We start from the raw sequence: 20583 nt of genomic DNA, 5'->3' as shown, positions 1-20583 counted from the left end.
CCCGTGGCGCCGGCGCGGCCGGCTGGCGGGGGCTTCCCGCCCCCGTTTGCTCCAGTCTAGCGCCGCCGCCCCGGCGCGGGCGGCGGGCCGACCAGGGGCGTCAGCCGGCCAGCGCGAGCAGCGCCGGCACGCTGAGCACGGCGCTGTAGAAGCCCATGAACTGCACGCCGATGTTGAAGCCGAGGAAGCGCCCGAGCAGGCCGCCGACCAGGCCCACGCTGAGGATCACCAGCAGGCCCAGCAGCCCGCCCTCCCACAGGCCGACCACCAGGACCAGACCGACGAAGGTGGCGATCACCGCCTCGTGGCTCACGCGCCGCGCGACGAAAGCGGCGGCGCGGTGGGCGAAGTTCATCGCGAAGGGATAGGCGACGAGCGCCGCCACCAGCACCGCCAGCAGGCCGACCACGAGGAATTCCCAGGGGCCCATCAGGCTGTGCAGGTTGTGCACCTGGCCGCTGGCGGCGTCCACGTGGAAGCGCGGCGGCGCGTTGAACAGCGGTGCCGCCGGGCCCGCGGCCACCGGGCTGAGCGGCAGGCCGAAGGCGATCAGCGGGATCATCGCCTCGGCGATGTAGGTGGATTCGGTCACCCCGTTGCGCACGGCCAGCACCGAGGTCAGGCGGTGGTAGGCGTGGCGGATGCGCGAACCGACGACCTCGCCGAGGATCACCGTCATGGCCACCGGGCTGAACACGAAGGTGGCGCTGGACAGCGCGGCGGCGCCGAGGGTCCAGCCGGTCTGGCGGCGGTCGAGCACCTTCAGCGGGTTGGGGAAGTAGCCGTCCCAGCCCTTCACGTCCGGCGCCAGGGCGAAGGTGCGCGGCTCGCTGCGGCGCATGCGCTGGCGCTCGGCGGGCGCCAGCAGGGCGAACAGCGAGACGATCAGCGGCCCCACGGCGATGCCGAGGAAGTAGCTGACCGTAAGCTTCACCCCGTGCTGGGCGGTCAGCGCCTGCAGCGCCACGATCAGCAGCACGAAGGGCCCCAGGGCCAGCAGCGCGGCCCAGCGCCCGGCGGAGAACCAGGCGATGGCCAGGGCCGCGCAGAGGAACACCCAGGGCGCCGCCTGCTTGATGGCCGCGCCGAAGGGCGCCAGCAGCACCGCGAAGAGCACCGCCAGGGGCACCGCGAGGAACGCCGCCAGCACCGCGCCGGAGATCATCTTGCGCAGGGCGATGTGCGGCACGCCGAGGTTGCGCAGGAAGTTCGCCTCGCGCATCAGCGGCGTGGCCATGGTGTCGCCGGGGATGCCCAGCAGCGCCGTGGGCACCGCGTGGGTCATGTGCTTGGCCACCGCGCCGGCGAGGAAGAAGGCGAACACCCCGGCCGGCGCCACGCCCAGCAGCACCACCAGCAGCGTCAGCGGCGCCAGGGTGGTGGTTTCGTCGCTGCCGGAGACCAGGCCGATGGCGGCGAACAGCAGCGCACCGGTCACGGCCATCAGCAGGGCGATGGGCAACTGCTCGATGAAAAGCTCCATCAGGCCGCCCCTCCCGTTGCCGGCAGCCCGGCGGGCGCGGGCTTCTCCCGGGGCGTGCGCGCCTGGGCGAAGAGTTCGTACAGCTGCACCGCCTTCAGCTCCGCCAGCACCTCCGGCGGCAGGTCGTGCAGTTCGCCGAGGCCGCCGTATTCGGCCTCCAGCTCGCGCAGGGCGCGCTCGCGCCAGGCGGCGTCGGCCACGTGCTCGACCACCCGGCGCTTGGGCTTGAACAGCACGGCGCTGATCGCCCCGCCGGCCAGGCAGCCGAGGATGCCCACCAGCATGGCGTAGGCGCGGGCCATCTGCACGGATTCGACCAGGCCGAGGAACAGCCGCTCGGCGAGCAGGAAGGCGCCCAGGCTGACCAGCGCGCCTATGGCGATGGCGCCGGCCAGGTGGCGGCTGTCGACGGTGTCGCCCCAGACTTCGTAGAGGCGGGAATCGGGATGCGGGTTCGGCGCTGGCAGCGGCGCCCTGTCGCGGGTGTCCATGGTGAGTCTCCTGCCCTGCCGGGCTTCTTGTTGTCAGAGTGCGGGCGCGGTGCTGCGGCGCTCGGCGGCCACCAGGGCGCGGCCGGCGCGCGAGGCGTTGGGCCGGCCCAGGCGGCGGCTGATGAGGGTGCCCAGGCGGGCCACGGCCGGCAGGTCGATACCGGTGGCGTAACCCATGCCGTGCAGCAGGTGCAGCACGTCCTCGGTGGCGACGTTGCCGCCGGCGCCCGGCGAATAGGGGCAGCCGCCGAGGCCGGCAAGCGAGCTGTCGAAGGTGCGCACCCCGGCCTGCAGCGCCGCGAGCAGGTTGGCCAGGGCCATGCCGAAGGTGTCGTGGAAGTGCCCGGCGAGCGCCGTCAGCGGCAGGCGCTGGGCACAGTGCTCCAGCAGCCGGGCGGTGGCGTCCGGGGTGCCCTTGCCGAGGGTGTCGCCCAGGCTGATCTCGTAGCAGCCCAGGGCATGCAGGCGCTCGGCCACCTCGCCGGCCTGCTGCGGCGCCACCGGGCCGCTGTAGGGGCAGTCGAGCACGCAGGACACGTAGCCGCGCACCCGCACGCCCCACTCGCGGGCCAGCGCCAGCACCGGCTCGAAGCGGAGCAGGCTGTCGTCGATGGAGCAGTTGATGTTGCGCTGGGAGAAGGCCTCGGAGGCGGCGGCGAACACCGCCACCTCCTCGCAGCCGGCCGCCAGCGCCGCCTCCAGGCCCACCAGGTTGGGCACCAGGGCGCTGAAGCGCACCCCGGGCCGGTGCCCGAGGCGCCGCAGCACCTCGTCGCTGCCGGCCATCTGCGGCACCCAGCGCGGCGAGACGAAGGCGCCGGCCTCGATGTGCCGCAGCCCGGCGTCCGCCAGTTGCCGGACCAGATCGATGCGCGCCTCCACCGGCAGCACCTGTGGCTCGTTCTGCAGACCGTCGCGCGGGCCGACCTCGACGATCCTGACGAAGCCGCTCATGCGCCGCGCCTTTCGCGCAGCAGCTCCACGGCGCGGTCGGCGCGCACGTCGCCGGCTTCCACCAGGCGCCGCGCCAGCCAGTCCACTTCCTCGCCGCGAGCGCCGGCCACCAGGGCGATGTTGCGTGCGTGCAGGGCCATGTGGCCGCGCTGGATGCCTTCGCAGGCCAGGGCGCGCAAGGCCCCGAGGTTCTGCGCCAGGCCCACGGCCACGGCGATTTCGGCCAGTTCCTGGGCGCTGCGCACAGCGAGGATGCGCAGCGACAGCTGGGCCAGCGGATGGGTGCGGGTGGCGCCGCCGACCAGGCCCACCGGCATGGGCATCTCGATGCTGCCCACCAGGTGTCCCTCGGCGTCCTTCTCCCAGGTGCTCAGCGAGCCGTAGTGGCCGCCGCGGCAGGCGTAGGCGTGGGCGCCCGCCTCCACGGCGCGCCAGTCGTTGCCGGTGGCGACGATCAGGGGGTCGATACCGTTCATGATGCCCTTGTTGTGTGTGGCCGCGCGGTAGGGGTCGACGGCGGCGAAGCAGTAGGCGTCGAGGATGCCCTCGATCACCGCTTCGCCGCTGTAGTCCGGCGACTGCAACTGCTGTGGGGCGATACGGACCTGGGCCCGGGCCAGGCGCAGGTCGGCGAGGTTGGAGAGGATGCGCAGGCGCGCCTGGCCGCCGCTGATGCGCTCCATCAGCGGAGCCACGGCCTCGGCCATGGTGTTCACGGTGTTGGCGCCCATGGCGTCGCGCACGTCGACGATAAGGTGCGCCACCAGCATCGGCCCGCGCGGGCTGTCGGCGAAGCAGTGCACTTCCAGGTCGCGGCAGCCGCCGCCCAGGCTGTTGAGCAACTGGTCCTTGCGGTTGGCCAGCTCGACGATCTCGTCCTTGTGCCGCAGCAGCGCCAGGCGCGCGTTGAACGGGTCGCCCAGGCCCACCAGCTGGACCTGGGCGCGCATCAGCGGCGCGCTGCTGGAAGTCTGGAAGCCGCCGCCGGCGCGGGCCAGCTTGGCCATGTAGGAGGCGGCGGCGACGATCGACGGCTCCTCCACCACCATCGGTACCAGCAGCTCGCGGCCGTTGACCACGAAGTTGCTGGCCACCGCGTAGGGCAGCTCGAAGGTGCCGAGCACGTTCTCGATCATGCCGTTGGCCACCTCCAGCGGCAGTGCGCCGGGCGTGGCCAGGTGCTGCAGCTCGGGCAGCTGCAACAGGGCTGCGAGGTGGTCGAGGCGCTGGCGTGGCGACAGGTTGCGGAATGCGGGAAGGCGGGAATCGATGAGCATCGGGGCGTCCATTGTCATTCTTGTGTGGAGTGGGATGCGGGTGGCGCCGGGCCGCCCGAGGCCCCAAGGTGCTATGACTGGTCCCGCCGATGAAGGTACAGTTGGCCCCAACAGTACCCACACTGTACCCATGACACCCCGGAGACCGCCGTGCCCCGCCAGACCCTCGCCGAACAGGTCGCCCAGTCCCTCGCCCGGCAGATCCGCGAAGGCGCGCTGCAGCGCGGCGACCGCCTGCCCTCGCTGCGCGAATACATGCGCCTGCACGGCCATTCGAAGAACACCGTGATCACCGCCTACGAACTGCTGGCCGCCCAGGGCCTGGTGGAAGCGCGCCACGGCAAGGGCTTCTTCGTCCGCGCCAGCGCCCCGCGCAGCAGCGAGGCCGAGGAACCCCTGCCCTACACCCGCGCCCTGGACACCATCTGGATGATGCGCCAGCAGTTCGTCCACGAGCCGGCCCGGGCGCCGCTGGGCGAAGGCTTCCCGCCGGTGGCCTGGCTGCAGGACATGCGCCTGGACCGCTTCACCCGCCAGGTGCTGCGCACCGACGCCAATTCGCTGTTCCGCTACGGCAACCGCCTGGGCAACCCGGCCCTGCGCCAGAGCCTGGTGCGCCGCCTGGCCGGCTACGCCATCGACGGCAACCCGCGGCAGATCCTCACCACCCACGGCGCCAACCATGCGCTGGACCTGATCGTCCGGCGCTTCGTCGCCCCCGGCGACGCGGTGCTGGTGGAAAACCCCGGCTACTACCCGCTGTTCGGCAAGCTGCAACTGCAGGGCGCGCGCATGCTCAGCGTGCCGCGCCTGGCCGACGGGCCGGACCTGCAGGCGCTGGAGCAACTGCTGCGCCGCGAGCGGCCGAAGCTGTTCTTCCTGCAGTCGGTGGGGCACAACCCCACCGGCTCGGACATCTCGCCGGTGAAGGCGCACCAGTTGCTGAAACTGGCCGACGAGCACGACCTGCTGCTGGTGGAGGACGACGCCATGGCCGACTTCAAGCCCAGCTCGGCGATCAAGGTCGCCACCCTCGACCAGCTACGCCGCACGCTCTACGTCGGCAGCTTCTCCAAGTCGATCTCGGCCTCGCTGCGGGTCGGCTTCATCGCCGGCAGCCGCGAGCGCATCGAGGAGCTGGCGGACCTGAAGATGCTGCTGCACACCAGTTGCTCGGAGCTGTGCGAGCGCACGGTAGACGTGGCGCTGGGCGAAGGCTACTTCCTGCGCCACCTCACCCGCCTGCAGGCCCAGGTCGCCGCCGCCACCCACGCCGGGCTCGCGGTGCTGGACGCGCTGGGCGCCGAAGTGCTGTGCCGCCCGCAGCAGAGCCTGTACCTGTGGGCGCGCTTCCCGCACATCGACGACGCCGAGGCCTTCACCCGCGACGTGCTGCCCCAGGGCCTGGCCCTGGCGCCGGGCGCGATCTTCAGCACCGACCGCGGCCAGGCCAACCCCTGGATGCGCCTGAACGTGGCCTACCTGCAGGACCCGCTGTTCGCCGCCTGCGTGCGTCAGGCCGGCGGTTCGCGGCGGTAGATGAGGGTGTCCTGGGTGCCGTGCCAGGCATCGTTGCGCACCCCGCGCAGGGTGCGCACCAGGCGGAAGCCGGCGGCCTCGGCCAGGCGCTGGCTGCGCGGGTTGGCCGAGGACGTGGTGAGGTACAGCCGGACCCGCGGCAACTGCCCGCAGACTTCGCGCAGCGCCGCGCTCAGGTAGCCCTGGCCGGCGAAGCGCGAACTGGCCCAGTAGCCGATCACGTAGCTCTCTCCCCTGCCCCGCGGCTGCAGGCCGATGCAGCCGATCACCTCGGCGCGGTCGGCGGACAGCAGGAACAGGCGCTTCTCCGCCAAGGGCACGGCGTAGTTGGCGATGGCGCCCTTGAGCGAGCGCAGCACCTGCTCGGCGTTCACCTGCGGGGTCACCCAGTCGAGGAAGGGCGCGTGCTCCACGTAGCTGTCCTGCAGCGCCCGGCGCAAGGGCTCGCAGAGCGCCAGGCTGGGGCGCACCAGCACGGCGTCGCGGGTCGTCAGGCGGTACTCCACGGGTGGCGTCGGCATGGCGGGGGTTCTTCGGGCGATGACGGTTCGCCAGCCTAGCGCAGCCTGGCGCTGTCGGCACCTGCGCTGACGGCAGCCCTGGCGCCTGCTTTACTACGAGCAGGGCCGGCCCGCCGCTCAAGGGGGCTGCGGAACCATTGAAATATCCATGCGAGGAGACCGCGCGCAGTGACGGAAGCCAAGCCATGATCGACCTGGAACTGACCCGGCGCCTGCTCGACGGCGCCCTTCGCGCCGACGGCGGGCCCTTCCCGGTGGAGGCCATCGCCCGCCACTACCACGCCGAACTGCACCGCCGCCTGGGCGCGGAAACGCCAGATGCCGACGTGGTCATCGCCAACGCCCTGATCCTCACCGACCTGTTGCGCCGCCTGGGGTTGCTGGAGGGCATCTACCACGGCAACGAGGTCGGCACTCCCAGCGACGGCGAACGCCTGACCGAGGATGGTGAGCGCTTCCTGGCGCTGCTGGACGATCCGCGGTTCGTCGAATACCTGGGCAGGCAGCCCTTGCGTGGTGATCGCGATACGGTGCTGGAGGCGATTCGCCGGTTCAGCGCGTAGGAGCGGGCCCTGCCCGCGAAATCGCGCGCAGGGCGCGCTCCTACGAGAAGCCGTGCCAGCCGAAACCCCGGCGTAGGATGGATTGAGCGGAGCGATACCTATCGCCATGACAGCATGGGTTTCGCAAACTCAACCCATCCTACGGAGCGCAAGCGCGGTGCAGACCTTTCCGGCTGACTCAGGACTTCCCGTTCACACCGGACGGTCCCCTCTCCCGCTTGCGGGGGAGGGTTAGGGAGGGGGAAACACGGCGTCAGGAGAAACACCATGCCTCGGATCAAACTCCGTTCCCTCTCCCCAGCCCTCTCCCTGAAGGGAGAGGGGGCTGTCCGGAGTGGCCGGGAGGTTGGGCGTCATCCTGACACCCCGACGCCCATCCCAGATCAAGCTCCCCTCAGAACCCCACACTGGCCTGCACGAAGAACGTCCGCGGCTGGCCGACGTAGATGCCGGCATTGTTGTCGCTGGAGCGGGTGAAGCTCTCCTTGTCGAAAATGTTCTTCACCCCCGCGCCAAGCTTGAGGTTGGACAGTTGCGGGCCGAAGTCGTAGCCCACCCGGGCGTTCCACAAGGCGTAGCCTGGGATGTCGCCGTACTGGCCGTCGGCGGTCGGCTCGGTGATGTAGTCGTGGGTGAAGCTGCCGTCGGCGTTGGTGCTCGGACCGGGGGCGCGTTGGGCGGACTGGGCGAAGGCGGTCGGCTCGGTGATGTAGTCGTGGGTGAAGCTGCCGTCGGCGTTGGTGCTCGGACCGGGGGCGCGTTGGGCGGACTGGGCGAAGGCGTCGACGTTGTAGGTCCAGCGGTCGCGCACGTAGCGCAAGCCCAGGGTGGCCACCTGGCGCGAGTAGAACGGCAGGTCGCGGCCCTTGAAGCCGGGGATCTCGCCTTCGTAGGTGGCGCGGGTGTAGGTCAGGGTGCCGTAGGCGGTCAGGCCTTCCAGGCGGGGGTCCAGCGCGGCCAGGTCGTAGTGCGCGGAGGTCTCGATGCCCTGGTGCCTGGTAGCGCCCAGGTTGGTCCAGCCCACGTCGTTGCTGATGTACTGCAGTTCGTCGTCGAAGTCGATGTAGAACAGCGTCACCTCGCCGCCGAAGGCACCGTCGTCGTAGCGCGTGCCGATCTCGTAGGTGCGCGCCTTCTCCGGCTCCAGGCCGTCGGCGGTCTGGTCGCCGCGGCCGCCCTGGCCGAGCTGGAAGTACTGCAGGCTGCCGAAGGAGGTCTCGTAGTTGGCGAACAGCTTCCAGGCGTCGGAGACGTGGTACATCACGCTCAGCGCCGGCAGCGGCTCGTTGTAGTCCTTGCTGCGGCTCTTGGCCTGCACCGGCTTGCCCTTGTTGTCCAGCACCGGGCGGTCCTGCCAGTCGGTGGAGATGCGCTCGAAGCGGATGCCGGGAGTAACCGTCCAGTTGCCGACGTCGATCTTGTCGTCGATGTACAGCGAGTTGGCCTCGGTGCCGCCGGTGCGGTCCTGGTAGACGTGGCCGTCGGCGCCGGGTTGCGGCGTCGGCACGTTGTTCACCAGGGCCACCTGGGAGGCGCGCTCTTCCATGTCTTCCTTCAGGTAGCGGTAGCCGATGCTCGCCTCCTGGGTGGTCGGGCCGATGAAGAAGATTCGCGAGACGCGCGGCTCGAAGCCGAAGGTGTGGTAGTTGCGCGGGTAGGACGCGAGGGTCTTGAGGTCGCGGTTGGCGATGTCGCTGCCGCGGAAGCTGTCGCTGTAGTAGGTCAGCACTTCCAGCTGGGTCAGGTCGTCGATCTTGCGCGTCCACTTGAACGAGCCGTCGCTGCGGCGGCCGCGGAAGTTGTCGTAGTCGCGCACCGACTGGTACGGGTCGTGGTCGTACTGGGCCTGGGTCAGGCCGCCGGGCATGTCGGCGGTGCCATCGTAGTAGTGCAGGTTCAGGGCGAAATCGTCGGTGTCGGTGGGCGCCCAGTGGGTCTTCAGGGTGACGTCGTCGATGTCGTTGTGGTTGTTGCTGTCGCGGTAGCCGTCGCCCTTCACCCCGGAATACAGCAGGGCCATGCCGATGCCATTGTCCGCGGTGCCGCCGATGAAGGCGTTGTGCATCTGCTTCCAGCCGCCGTGGCCGGCGTGTTCGACGGTGGTGCCCACTTCACCGGAGAACTTCTCGGGGATGGCGCGGGTGACGAAGTTGATCACCCCGCCGACGTTCTGCGGGCCGTAGCGCACGGAGCCGGCGCCACGCACCACGTCGATGCTGTCGTAGCTGCCGGCCACGCCGGGGAACATCGACAGCTGCGGCTGGCCGTAGGGCGCCACCGCGGCCGGCACGCCGTCGATGAGGATGGTCGAACGCGGCGACAGGCGCGAGGTCAGGCCGCGCACGCCGACGTTGAGGGAAACGTCGCTGCCGCCGGTGCCATTGTTGTCCTGCACCTGCACGCCGGGAATGCCGCGCAAGGCTTCACGCACGCTGACCACGCCCTTCTCCTGCATGGCCTCGCGACGCACCACGGTGCGCGCGCCGGGGTGGTTCTGCACGTCGCGCTCCTGGGCGTCGGCCAGCCAGTCGCCGACCACCTTCACCTCGGAAGATTCCATCTGCAGCGGTTCGTCGGCGCCGGCCGCGCGCTTGCGCAGGACGATGCCGTTGCCGACCACTTCGTAGTCCAGACCGCTGCCCTGCAGCAGGCGTTCCAGGGCCTGTTCCGGAGTCAGCTCGCCGCTGACCGCCGGGGCCTGCTTGCCTTCCACCAGGTCGGGGGTGAAGAACAGTTGCAGCGAGGTCTGCTGGCCCAGTTGCTTGAGTGCGTCGTTCAGCGGCATCGGGCGGATGTCCACCTGGGCGGCCTGGGCCTGGCCGATGGCGGCGGCGATGGCCAGGCTCAGGGCCAGCGGCAGCAGGTGGCGGGCGGTGCGGTTGGAGCGGCGGAGCGAAGGGTTGGTCACGATGTTCCTGTTCCTTGAGATCTCAATGGCGGCGCGCAGGAAACGGGCCTTGCGAGCCTTTGCCGGGGAAGACGAAACAGGGCGATGAAAACCTGAATCTAACGGAGAATTATTTCGCTTGAGCCGTCGGCCAAGGTCCGCACCTTGACCGGCAGCAGGTGCGGCAGCGCCATCAGCAAGGCGTTGGTGTCGTCCACGCGGAACACGCTGGTCAGGCGCATCTTCGCCACTTCCGGGCTACCGACGCGCAGCGGCTGGGCTCGGTAGCGGGAAACCTCGCGGGCCACTTCGGCCAGGCTCGCGCCGTTGAACACCAGGCGCCCGTCGCGCCAGGCGGTCTGCGCGGCGACGTCGGTGGCCGTGGCCGGTGCCACCCGCCCCTGGGCGTCGATATGCGTGCCCAGGCCCGCGGTCAGCAATTGCTCGGCGCTGGCCGCTTCACGCCCGGCAACCCGTACCTTGCCCTCCTCCACCGCCACCCGCACCTCGTCGGCGTCGCGGCGCACGTCGAAGCGCGTGCCGGTGACGGTCACCGCGCCCAGGCCGGCGTCGACCACGAAGGGCCTGTCGGCGGCATGGGCGACGCTGAACATGGCCTCGCCGCGTTCCAGGGTCACGTCGCGGCGCAGGTCTCGGAAGCGTACCTGCAGGCGGGTATTGCCGTTGAGCTCCAGTTGGCTGCCGTCGGGCAGCTCCACCTGGCGGCGCTCGCCCAGGGCGGTGTGGAACTCGGCGCTGTAGTCGCGGCCCCAGCCGCTGAACAGCGCGACGCCAGCGGCCAGCCCGGCCACGCAGGCCGCCGCGGCGAACGCCGGCCAGCGCCGCCGGGTCTTTTGCGGAGGCAAGGCGACCGGCTCGTCGGCGGCCAGTTCGCGCAGGCGCTGCGCCGGGATCAGGTCGGCGGCGCCCCACAGGCGCTGCAGCTGCTCGAATTCATGGCGGTGTTCCGGCGTCGCCAGCCAGGCGTCGAAGGCGGCCTGCTCGGCGGCGTCCAGGGCGCCGTCCTGCACCCGCGCGAACCAGCGGGCGGCGGCGTCGCGCGGTTGTTCGGTCAACGCCATGGGGCGCTCCCCGGCAAGGTGCTTGGGCTCGGTTTCACTGGCTGGTCCTTCATCACGGTGTGTCGCCCAGGCGGTCCCTGAGGTGGCGCAGGGTACGGATCATATATTTTTCCACCATGTTCCTGCTCAACCCCAGGCGCTCGGCGATTTCCGCCTGGGACAGCCCCTCCAGCTTCTGCCAGACGAATACCTTGCGGCAATTGGCCGGCAGCTCGGCCAGGGCGCGTTCGATGGAACTGGCCAGCTGTACCGCATGCATGGTGGTCTCCGGGTCGCCGTCGGGCGCTTCGTGCTCGTCCAGGTGCTCCATGCTCACCGGCGGGTGCGCCTGCTCGCGGCGGAAGGCGTCGATGGCCAGGTTGCGCGCCGTGCGGTGCAGGTAGGCGCGCGGCTGCGCCACCGTGGCCTGCGGGGCTTCCAGCAGGCGCAGGTAGGTGTCGTGGGCCAGGTCCTCCGCCTCGTGCCGATTGCGCAGGCGGCGGGTCCAGGCTCCGATGAGCTCCTCGTAGTGTTCGAAGAGGCCAGGCTTGCGCGGGGGTTTGGCGGGCATGGGAGGAATAAACGCGAAGAATGAGCAAATGGTAATGCTTCCTGTTTTCCACGTGCAATCTCCGCCCGGCAACTTCCCGCGGCATTTCCCCGGCAAGCCTTCGGAACCCCGGGGCGCCTGCGCCCGTCAACCCATGTAGACGCCACGCAACGAGGAAGGAGCATCGAACATGAAAGGCACTGGCATCCTCCGCGGCGCCCTGCTCTGGGGCGCCCTGCTGGTATCCGCACCGCTGCTGGCGGCCGATACCGGGGTGCAGGATTTCGTCAGCCGCGCCTCGGCCACCAGCCTGGCCAATGTGGGCGCGGCCAAGCTGGCGCTGAGCAAGAGCCGCTCGGCGGACGTGAAGACCTTCGCCGTCCACCTCATCGACGACAACACCAAGGCCCAGGTCCAGCTCAAGACCCTGGCCGAAAGCCGCCAGCTGCAATTGGCGGATGGGCCCGACGAGGCCAGCCGCGCCAGGCTGAAGGACCTGGAGGCGCGCCAGGACGACTTCGACGCGGCCTTCGCCAGCAGCCAGGTCCGCGCCCAGGAAGAGGCGCTGCAGTTGTTCAGCGAAGCGGCGCAACAGACCGAGGACGAGGACCTGCGGCAATTCGCCCAGAACAACCTGGCGGTGCTGCGCCTGCACCTGCAGATGGCCCGCCAGCTGGCCCAGACCCACGGTTCCGGCTGAGCGCCGCGGCCATCCGAATCCCCGAACCCTCATCGGGCGCCGGCCTCTGCCGAAGGAAACCGGCTAAACCTACTGGGGACGATCAACCGCGGACGGCGCCGGGCAACGCCCCGGGCCAGGCCGCCCGAAGACACCACAGGAGAACCCCATGACCCCGCATCGATGGTTTCCCTCCCGCCGCCACGACAGCGTGGCCGAACTGCAGAACCTGGTCGACGAACTCACGGCGCTGCTCGATGGCGGCCGCGAGCTGGCTGCCAAGGACATCCCCGCGTTCAAGGCGCGCCTGCGCCACCTGAGCGACGACTGCCAGGCCATCGGCGACCGCCTGGCCTACCAGGGCCGGCGCGCGCTGCGCCGCGGCGGCGACTATGCCAGCGAGCATCCCTGGCAGGTCGCGCTCATCCTCGCCGCCACCTGCGGGGCACTGGCCGCCGTCTGCCTGGTGAGCCGTCGGCGCTGAACCGGCGCCACGTCCGCCCCACTCTGCTCATCGACCTTCGAATCCCCCCTACGCGCCGCCCTCAGGGGCGGCGCATTGGGCGCTTTCGCATCGCACATTTTTAGTATGTAATTACATGCTACGTAGTACGGTACGAAACGAGCGGAGCGGCCATGGCACGGGGCGGGATCAACAAGGCGCTGGTACAGAAAGCACGCATGGCCATACTGGCCCGCGGGGAAAACCCGAGCATCGATGCCCTGCGCGTCGAGCTGGGCAACACCGGTTCCAAGACCACCATCCATCGCTACCTGAAGGAACTGGAAGCCGAGGCCGGCGGCACGGCCGGGCATCCCCTCTCCCTCAGCGAGGAACTGGGCAATCTGGTCACTCAGTTGGCCGAGCGCCTGCAGCAGGAAGCCCGCGACTCGGTGGCCGAGGACCGCGCCCGGCTGTCCCGCGAGCGCCTGGACTACCAGCAGCAGGTCCGCGGCGCCCAGGCGCGCATCGAGCAGCTACAGGCGCAGAACCAGGCATTGGAGGCGCAACTGCGGGAAACCCGCGAGCAGCTGGAACAGACGCGCCAGCAGAAGCACCAGGGCGAGCTGACCAGCGCGCGCCTGCGCCAGGCCGCCGGCGACCTGGAAACCCGCCTGTGCGAGCGTGACGCGCAGATCGCCTCGCTGGAGGAAAAGCACAACCACGCCCGCTTCGCCCTGGAGCAGCAGCGCCAGGCCACGAAGGAACAGCAGGAACAGGAGCAACGCCAGCACCAGGCCCAGCTGCAGCAGCTGACGGAAGAACTGCGCCAGTCGCAGCAGCACCTGGCCGCGCGCCAGGACGAGCTGACGCGGCTGAACCGCGACAACGCGCGCCTGCTCACCGAGGCCCGCCTGCTGCGCGACCAGCAGCAGGAACAGCAGCAACAACTGGCCCGCCACGCCCTGGCGATGGAAGCCCTGCGCCAGGAGCGGGCCCAGGCCGAAGGCGCCCGCTCGGTGCTGGAGCAGCGCAACCTGGCCCAGGGCGAGGAACTGGCGCGCCTGGAACAGCACGGCCGCGAGCAGTCCCGGCAATTGCAGGCCCTGCAACAGCGCCTGCAGGAGCTGAGCCTGGCGCTGCGCGACGAAGCGCCGGGCGCGCCCTGAAAGGCCTTCTGCGACTTATTGCCGGTGGCGCCCCGCGTCTTGCCAGCTAGGCTATAGCGACCACCCGGGTTTCTTTCGCAGCGACCAGCAGCCTCCCGCATGCCGGGACGTCGGCCCTGCCGGCGATTGGTCCAGCGGCTTTCCGGCCCCTTCGGCCGGGGGATTGCCCGGGGCGCTGAACAAGCGTGGACCTATCGCAACCGGCAAGGTATTCCGCAATGCACGATATCGATCCCGTTGAAACCCAGGAGTGGCTGGACGCCCTGGAGTCGGTGCTCGACCGCGAAGGCGAAGAGCGCGCCCACTACCTGATGACGCGCATGGGCGAGCTGGCCAGCCGCACCGGCACCCAGTTGCCCTACGCCATCACCACCCCGTACCGCAACACCATCCCGGTGACCCACGAGGCGCGCATGCCCGGCGACCTGTTCATGGAGCGGCGCATCCGCTCGCTGGTGCGCTGGAACGCCCTGGCCATGGTGATGCGCGCCAACCACAAGGACCCGTCCCTGGGTGGGCACATCTCCACCTTCGCCTCCTCGGCGACGCTCTACGACATCGGCTTCAACTACTTCTTCCGCGCCCCCACCGAGGAACACGGCGGCGACCTCATCTACTTCCAGGGCCACGCCTCCCCCGGCATCTACGCCCGCGCCTTCATCGAGGGGCGCCTGAGCGAGGAACAGCTGGAGAACTTCCGCCAGGAGGTGGACGGCCACGGCCTGTCGTCCTACCCGCACCCCTGGCTGATGCCGGACTTCTGGCAGTTCCCCACCGTGTCCATGGGCCTGGGGCCGATCCAGGCGATCTACCAGGCGCGCTTCATGAAGTACCTGGAAAGCCGCGGCTTCATCCCCCCGGGCCAGCAGCGCGTGTGGTGCTTCCTCGGCGACGGCGAGACCGACGAGCCCGAATCCCTCGGCGCCATCTCCCTGGCCGGGCGCGAGAAGCTGGACAACCTGATCTTCGTGGTCAACTGCAACCTGCAGCGCCTGGACGGCCCGGTGCGCGGCAACGGCAAGATCATCCAGGAACTGGAAGGCGTGTTCCGCGGCGCCAGCTGGAACGTCATCAAGGTCATCTGGGGCCGTCTCTGGGACCCGCTGTTCGCCAAGGACACCGCCGGCCTGCTGCAGGCGCGGATGGACGAGGCGGTGGATGGCGACTACCAGAACTACAAGGCCAAGGACGGCGCCTACGTGCGCGAGCACTTCTTCGGCACCCGCCCGGAGCTGCTGGAGATGGTCAAGGACCTCTCCGACGAGGAAATCTGGAACCTCAACCGCGGCGGCCACGACCCCTACAAGGTCTATGCGGCCTACCACCAGGCGGTCAACCACAAGGGCCAGCCGACCGTGATCCTGGCCAAGACCATCAAGGGCTACGGCACCGGCACCGGCGAGGCGAAGAACATCGCCCACAACATCCACGAGATCGACGTGGCCAGCCTGCGCGCCTTCCGCGACCGCTTCAACATCCCGATCCGCGACGCGGACCTGGAGAAAGTGCCCTTCTACAAACCCGAGCCCGGCAGCGCCGAGGCCAGGTACCTGGCCGAGCGCCGCGCCGAGCTGGGCGGCTCGGTCCCGCACCGCCCGGGCAACGCCTTCAGCGTGCCGGTGCCGCCGCTGGACACCCTCAAGGCCCTGCTTGACAGCACCGGCGACCGCGAAATCTCCACCACCATGGCCTTCGTGCGGATCATCTCGCAGTTGCTCAAGGACAAGGAAATGGGCCCGCGCATCGTCCCCATCATCCCCGACGAGGCGCGCACCTTCGGCATGGAGGGCATGTTCCGCCAGCTCGGCATCTACTCCTCGGTGGGCCAGCTGTACGAGCCGGTCGACAGGGAACAGCTGATGTTCTACCGCGAGGACAAGAAGGGCCAGATACTCGAGGAAGGCATCACCGAGGCCGGCGCCATGTCCTCGTTCATCGCCGCCGGCAATGCCTACAGCAACTACCGCCAGCCGATGCTGCCGTTCTACATCTTCTATTCGATGTTCGGCTTCCAGCGCATCGGCGACCTGGCCTGGGCCGCCGGCGACGCCATGGTCCGCGGCTTCCTGCTCGGCGGCACCGCCGGGCGCACCACCCTGAACGGCGAAGGCCTGCAGCACGAGGACGGGCAGAGCCACGTGCTCGCCTCGGTGATCCCGAACATCCGCACCTACGACCCGACCTACGCCTACGAGCTGGCGGTGATCATCCACGACGGCGCGCGGCGCATGCTGCAGGAGCAGGAAAACATCTTCTACTACATCACCGTGATGAACGAGAACTACCCGCACCCGGCGATGCCCGCCGGCGCGGAGGAAGGCATCATCCGCGGCATGTACCTGCTGGAGGAGGACAGGAAGGACGCCGCCCACCACGTGCAGCTGCTGGGCTCGGGCACCATCCTGCGCGAGGTGGAAGCCGCGGCGAAGATTTTGCGCGAGGACTTCGGCATCGGCGCCGACGTCTGGTCGGTGCCCAGCTTCAACGAGCTGCGCCGCGACGGCCTGGCCACCGAACGCTGGAACCGCCTGCACCCGGAGCAGAAGCCCAGGTTGAGCTACGTCGAGCAATGCCTGGAAGGCCGCAAGGGCCCGGTCATCGCCTCCACCGACTACATGAAGCTGTACGCCGAGCAGATCCGCCAGTGGGTGCCGGGCAAGGAATACAAGGTGCTGGGCACCGATGGCTTCGGTCGCAGCGACAGCCGCCGCAAGCTGCGCGACTTCTTCGAGGTGGACCGCCGCTGGATCGTCCTGGCCGCGCTGGAGTCCCTGGCCGACCGCGGCGACATCGAGCCCAAGGTGGTCGCCGAGACCATCGTCAAGCTCGGCCTCGACCCGAACAAGCGCAACCCCCTGGACTGCTGAGGAGAAGCATTGTGAGTGAGCTGATCCGCGTACCCGACATCGGCAACGGCCAGGGTGAAGTCATCGAGTTGCTGGTCAAGGTCGGCGACAAGATCGAGGCCGAGCAGAGCCTGCTGACCCTCGAATCCGATAAGGCCAGCATGGAAATCCCCGCGCCCAAGGCCGGGGTGGTGAAGAGCATCAAGGTCAAGGTGGGCGACACCCTGAAGGAAGGCGACGAAATCCTCGAACTGGAGGCCGAGGGCGAGGCGGCCCCGGCTCCAGCACCCTCGGCACCGGCAGCGTCGGAAGCACCTGCGCCGGAAGCCAAGCCCGCCGTCGCGCCGGCGAAGGCCGAGGCGCCGCCACCGGTAGGCGCGCCCAGCCGCGACGGCACCAAGGTCCATGCCGGCCCCGCCGTGCGCATGCTGGCCCGCGAGTTCGGCGTCGAGCTGGCCGAAGTGCAGGCCACCGGCCCGAAAGGCCGCATCCTCAAGGAGGACGTGCAACTGTTCGTCAAGCAGCAGCTGCAACGGCCGAAAGGCGCGGCGCCGGGTGCCGGTGGCGCGGGCATCCCGCCGATCCCGGAAGTGGACTTCAGCAAGTTCGGCGAAGTGGAAGAAGTGGCCATGACCCGCCTGATGCAGGTCGGCGCCGCCAACCTGCACCGCAGCTGGCTGAACGTGCCCCACGTGACCCAGTTCGAATCGGCCGACATCACCGAGGTGGAAGCCTTCCGCGTGGCGCAGAAGGCGGTGGCGGAAAAGGCCGGCACCAAGCTGACCATCCTGCCGATCCTGCTCAAGGCCTGCGCGCACCTGCTGAAGGAACTGCCGGACTTCAACAGCTCCCTGGCCCCCAGCGGCAAGGCGCTGATCCGCAAGAAGTATGTGCACCTCGGCTTCGCCGTGGACACCCCGGACGGCCTGCTGGTGCCGGTGATCCGCGACGTCGACCAGAAGAGTCTGCTGCAGCTGGCCGCCGAGGCGGCGGAGCTGGCGGAAAAGGCGCGCACCAAGAAGCTCTCGGCCGACGCCATGCAGGGCGCCTGCTTCACCATCTCCAGCCTCGGCCACATCGGCGGCACCGGCTTCACGCCGATCGTCAATGCGCCGGAAGTGGCGATCCTGGGCGTGAGCAAGGCGACTATGCAGCCGGTGTGGGACGGCAAGGCCTTCCAGCCGCGGCTGATGCTGCCGCTGTCGCTGTCCTACGACCACCGGGTGATCAACGGCGCCGCCGCGGCGCGCTTCACCAAACGCCTGGGCGAACTGCTGGGGGACATCCGAACGCTGCTGCTGTGACCCGCGCCGCCGGCTATCAACGCTTTTCGTAGGAGCGAGCCCCCGGTGCGGCCTGCGAATCGCGCGCAGGGCGCACAGGGGTCCCAGGACAACTCCGTCTTCGCCAACCACTCCGAACGGCCCCCTCTCCCTCCGGGAGAGGGCTGGGGTGAGGGCAACGGGCTCCGCCGACACTCCACTGCCAAACCTCTACTCCGCTCCCCCACCCTAACCCTCCCCCGCAAGCGGGAGAGGGAACCGTTCAGCGTGAAGCGCAATCGCCAAACTCCCTGAACCCACGTGCAAAGCACTGGGTTATTTCCCTTCGGGCCAGCGCAAGCGCTGTTGGTGATGGAGCCGCGTCCCGCGTTCGCGGGAATGGCGGGGGTAGTGAGGAGTACAGGACAACTCCGAACTCACCCCCCGCTCCAAACGGCCCCCTCTCCCTCTGGGAGAGGGCTGGGGTGAGGGCAACGGGCTCCACCTACACACCACTGCCGAACCCGCCCTCTGAACCCCCATGCACCGAGCGAACCGCCCCATCGACTATGCTTCCCGATAACGGGGCCGCGCCGCCCTTGATGCGCGCCACCTGAGCGGGCCGCAAGCCTCAGCCGGAGCCTGTCGACGCCGTGTTAGCCAGCCCTGCCCTGATCGCCTTCATCGCCCCCAGCGGCCCTGCCCTGCGCTTCGCCGGCAAGACCCTGCTGGCCGGCGGCATCGCCCTCTGGCTGTCCTTCCGCCTGGACCTGGAACAGCCGCAATGGGCGCTGATGACGGTGTTCATCGTGTCCCAGCCGCTGTCCGGGATGGTCGTCGCCAAGGGCCTGTTCCGCCTGCTCGGCACCCTGGTCGGGACCAGCATGGCGGTGCTCATCATGGCCCTGTTCGCCCAGACGCCCTGGCTGTTCCTGCTGGTGGTGGCGTTGTGGATGGGCCTGTGCACCGCGGCCTCGACCCTGCTGCGCAACCACGTTTCCTACGCCTTCGTGCTGTCCGGCTACACGGTGGCGATCATCGCCCTGCCGGCGATCAACGTGCCGCTGCAGGTGTTCGACCAGGCCGTGGCGCGCTGCACGGAAATCTGCCTGGGCATCGTCTGCGCCTCGGTGGTCAGCGCCACCCTGTGGCCGCAGCGGGTCGAGGAAAACCTCGCGCGGGTCGCCCGCGAAACCCTGGACGCCGCTCTGCAGGCGGCGGCCAATGCGCTGCGCGGCCAGGCCCGCGAACCGGAGGGCATCCTCCAGTTGCTCGGCCGGATCGTCGCCGCCGACGCCCAGCGCGACCACGCCTGGTTCGAAGGCCACCAGGGCCAGCGCCGCGCGCTGGCCTTGCGCACCCTGTCGCGCGACGTGCTGAGCCTGCTGCGCACCGCCCGCGGGGCGTCGCGCCAGCGGCAGGTGCTCTCGCCCGAAGCGCAAGCGCAGTTGCAACCCTGGCTCGACGAGCTGCTGACACTGCTGCCGCGCCACACCCCCGAACAGTTGCAGGCGCTGCGCGACCGCCTGCTGCAGGCCAGCGCCGACGAGGCCCTGGACAACGACCTGCGCTACTGCCTGGCGCGCTGCGCGGTGCTGCTGATCAAGGTCGAAGCCGCCGAAACGGCCGCCGCCGGGGTGGCCAGCGGCGAGTTCAGCGGCGCCACCAGCAGCGGCCTGTCCTGGCACCGCGACTGGTTGATGGCGCTGTTCTATGGCCTGCGCAGCGCCCTGGCGCTGCTGGGCATCGCCGCCTTCTGGCTGGCCAGCGCCTGGCCGGCGGCGGTGGGTGGCATGCTCATGGCCGGCATCCTCTGCAGCCTGTTCGCCAACCGCGACAACGCCGTGGAGCTGAGCATGAGCTTCCTGCGCGGCATCCTCTACGCGCTGCTGGCCTCCATAGTGGTGGACCAGTGGCTGCTGCCGCAGTGGAACGGCTTCCCCCTGCTGTGCATGGCCCTGGGCGTGCCGCTGTTCTTCGCCGCCCTGGGCATGGCCGGGCCGCCGGCGCTGATCGGCACCGCCACCACCTTCGCCATCCAGTTCATCACCTTCATCGCGCCGCGCAACGACATGCACTACGACTTCGCCAGCCTGCTCAACTCGGCCCAGGCCACGGTCATCGGCGTGGGCTTCGCCGCCATGGTGTTCCGCCTGCTGGCGCTGCCGCCGGACTGGGTGATCCGCCGCCTGGGCCAGGCCATGGCGCTGGACCTGGGGCGCCTCACCCGCTACCCGCTGGAGCAGGCGGAAAGCTGGTTCGGCGGGCGCATGGCCGACCGCCTGATCCGCCTGGCGCGGCACTACGCGCTGCTGCCCCAGGCCATGCAGCGGCGCTGGCTCGACGGCCTGCTGGCGCTGGACATGGGCAGCGAACTGCTGCACCTGCGCCACTGCCTGGCCGGCGCCCGCGGCGTGCTGCGCAAGCGCCGGCAGGCCTTCCTCGACAACCTGGGCGACCTGTTCCAGACCGGCCCGGCCCCGGGGCGCGAGGCGCGCCTGGACGAACTCTGCGACGAACTGGACGCCGCCCTGCGCAGCGACCCCGGCCACCTGGCCGAGAACAACCGCCTGGCCCGCGCCGCGCTGCGCCAGCTGAGCAACACCTGGCGCGCCTGGTGCCGCCTGGAGGACGAGCATGGCCCTGGTTGAACAGCCCCTGGGCGGCGTCTACGTCAGCCCGATGTTCCTCTACGCGCTGCTCGCCCTGGCCCTGACCATCGCGCTGCGCAAGCTGCTGCAGGCCACACCGGCGGGGCGCTGGATCTGGCACGAGGCGCTGTTCGACTGCGCCCTGTTCACCCTGCTGCTGGCCGCCGTCACCTGGTGCGCCGGCGCCGTCAACGGATAACGAGGAGCG

16 protein-coding genes and 1 pseudogene are annotated in these 20583 nt (G+C 69.8%); 9 read left to right on the top strand and 8 right to left on the bottom strand.

What is annotated here, in order from left to right; translation table 11 throughout:
• Window positions 1–100: 100 nt before the first annotated feature.
• From IG194_RS29445 to IG194_RS29430, 4 genes are read right to left on the bottom strand one after another with little or no spacing between them, the layout of a single operon-like run.
• Entirely contained in the window at window positions 101–1483 is a 1383-nt protein-coding gene (locus IG194_RS29445; RefSeq protein WP_043272745.1) for a tripartite tricarboxylate transporter permease, read from the bottom strand.
• Window positions 1483–1974: a hypothetical protein gene (locus IG194_RS29440; protein WP_058489614.1), complete on the bottom strand. Its 492-nt coding sequence runs from the start codon at window positions 1972–1974 to the stop codon at window positions 1483–1485. Before IG194_RS29440 ends, IG194_RS29445 begins: the two co-directional genes overlap by 1 nt.
• A 33-nt stretch (window positions 1975–2007) precedes the next feature.
• On the bottom strand, window positions 2008–2928 hold the full coding sequence (locus IG194_RS29435) for a hydroxymethylglutaryl-CoA lyase (protein ID WP_058489613.1): 921 nt from the start codon (window positions 2926–2928) through the stop codon (window positions 2008–2010).
• Window positions 2925–4205, bottom strand: a complete 1281-nt coding sequence (locus tag IG194_RS29430; RefSeq protein ID WP_058489790.1) for a hydroxymethylglutaryl-CoA reductase, degradative — start codon at window positions 4203–4205, stop codon at window positions 2925–2927. The genes IG194_RS29435 and IG194_RS29430 overlap by 4 nt, the downstream gene beginning before the upstream one ends.
• A gap of 150 nt (window positions 4206–4355) precedes the next feature.
• On the opposite strand from IG194_RS29430, the gene IG194_RS29425 reads away from it, so the two are divergent.
• Window positions 4356–5744, top strand: coding sequence for a PLP-dependent aminotransferase family protein (locus IG194_RS29425; RefSeq protein WP_058489612.1), 1389 nt, complete (start codon window positions 4356–4358; stop codon window positions 5742–5744).
• Here the strand turns inward: IG194_RS29425 and IG194_RS29420 are convergent.
• Window positions 5720–6265, bottom strand: coding sequence for a GNAT family N-acetyltransferase (locus IG194_RS29420; protein ID WP_058489611.1), 546 nt, complete (start codon window positions 6263–6265; stop codon window positions 5720–5722). The genes IG194_RS29425 and IG194_RS29420 overlap by 25 nt on opposite strands.
• A gap of 185 nt (window positions 6266–6450) precedes the next feature.
• Here IG194_RS29420 and IG194_RS29415 point away from each other — a divergent pair, with 185 nt between their 5' ends.
• The gene (locus IG194_RS29415; protein ID WP_058489610.1) at window positions 6451–6828 is read left to right on the top strand and encodes a hypothetical protein; all 378 of its coding nucleotides are present in this window, start codon (window positions 6451–6453) and stop codon (window positions 6826–6828) included.
• A 394-nt stretch (window positions 6829–7222) separates the two neighbouring features.
• On the opposite strand, the gene IG194_RS29410 is transcribed toward IG194_RS29415, so the two are convergent.
• The 3 genes from IG194_RS29410 to IG194_RS29400 all read right to left on the bottom strand — a co-directional run bounded on the left by IG194_RS29410 (window position 7223) and on the right by IG194_RS29400 (window position 11347).
• Window positions 7223–9613, bottom strand: coding sequence for a TonB-dependent siderophore receptor (locus IG194_RS29410; protein WP_412536111.1), 2391 nt, complete (start codon window positions 9611–9613; stop codon window positions 7223–7225).
• Between the two features lie 221 nt (window positions 9614–9834).
• The gene (locus IG194_RS29405; protein WP_058489608.1) at window positions 9835–10797 is read right to left on the bottom strand and encodes a FecR family protein; all 963 of its coding nucleotides are present in this window, start codon (window positions 10795–10797) and stop codon (window positions 9835–9837) included.
• A 52-nt stretch (window positions 10798–10849) separates the two neighbouring features.
• On the bottom strand, window positions 10850–11347 hold the full coding sequence (locus IG194_RS29400) for a sigma-70 family RNA polymerase sigma factor (protein WP_058489607.1): 498 nt from the start codon (window positions 11345–11347) through the stop codon (window positions 10850–10852).
• A gap of 169 nt (window positions 11348–11516) precedes the next feature.
• Here IG194_RS29400 and IG194_RS29395 point away from each other — a divergent pair, with 169 nt between their 5' ends.
• From IG194_RS29395 to IG194_RS29365, 7 genes and pseudogenes are all read left to right on the top strand, one after another.
• Window positions 11517–12026 carry a DUF4142 domain-containing protein gene (locus tag IG194_RS29395; protein WP_058489606.1) on the top strand — a complete coding sequence of 170 codons (510 nt, stop codon included), beginning with the start codon at window positions 11517–11519 and terminating at the stop codon, window positions 12024–12026.
• A gap of 148 nt (window positions 12027–12174) precedes the next feature.
• Window positions 12175–12489 (top strand): hypothetical protein, encoded by a 315-nt coding sequence (locus IG194_RS29390; protein WP_043317688.1) that lies wholly within the window; start codon window positions 12175–12177, stop codon window positions 12487–12489.
• 152 nt (window positions 12490–12641) lie between these two features.
• Window positions 12642–13616, top strand: coding sequence for a DNA-binding protein (locus IG194_RS29385; RefSeq protein WP_058489605.1), 975 nt, complete (start codon window positions 12642–12644; stop codon window positions 13614–13616).
• Window positions 13617–13834: 218 nt separating this feature from the next.
• Window positions 13835–16483: a pyruvate dehydrogenase (acetyl-transferring), homodimeric type gene (aceE, locus tag IG194_RS29380; RefSeq protein ID WP_058489604.1), complete on the top strand. Its 2649-nt coding sequence runs from the start codon at window positions 13835–13837 to the stop codon at window positions 16481–16483.
• A gap of 23 nt (window positions 16484–16506) precedes the next feature.
• A pseudogene (gene aceF, locus IG194_RS29375) lies at window positions 16507–17766 on the top strand (dihydrolipoyllysine-residue acetyltransferase); the annotation flags it as partial.
• Window positions 17767–18377: 611 nt separating this feature from the next.
• On the top strand, window positions 18378–20375 hold the full coding sequence (locus tag IG194_RS29370; RefSeq protein ID WP_082996404.1) for an FUSC family protein: 1998 nt from the start codon (window positions 18378–18380) through the stop codon (window positions 20373–20375).
• Window positions 20362–20574, top strand: coding sequence for a DUF1656 domain-containing protein (locus tag IG194_RS29365; protein ID WP_058489602.1), 213 nt, complete (start codon window positions 20362–20364; stop codon window positions 20572–20574). Before IG194_RS29370 ends, IG194_RS29365 begins: the two co-directional genes overlap by 14 nt.
• The last annotated feature ends 9 nt before the right edge of the window (window positions 20575–20583 follow it).

It is taken from the genome of Pseudomonas sp. ADPe (assembly GCF_014843515.1).
In the GTDB taxonomy this organism is placed as follows: domain Bacteria; phylum Pseudomonadota; class Gammaproteobacteria; order Pseudomonadales; family Pseudomonadaceae; genus Pseudomonas; species Pseudomonas citronellolis.
Note: the sequence above shows the minus strand (reverse complement) of the source record. Positions and strands in the feature narration are given on the sequence as shown.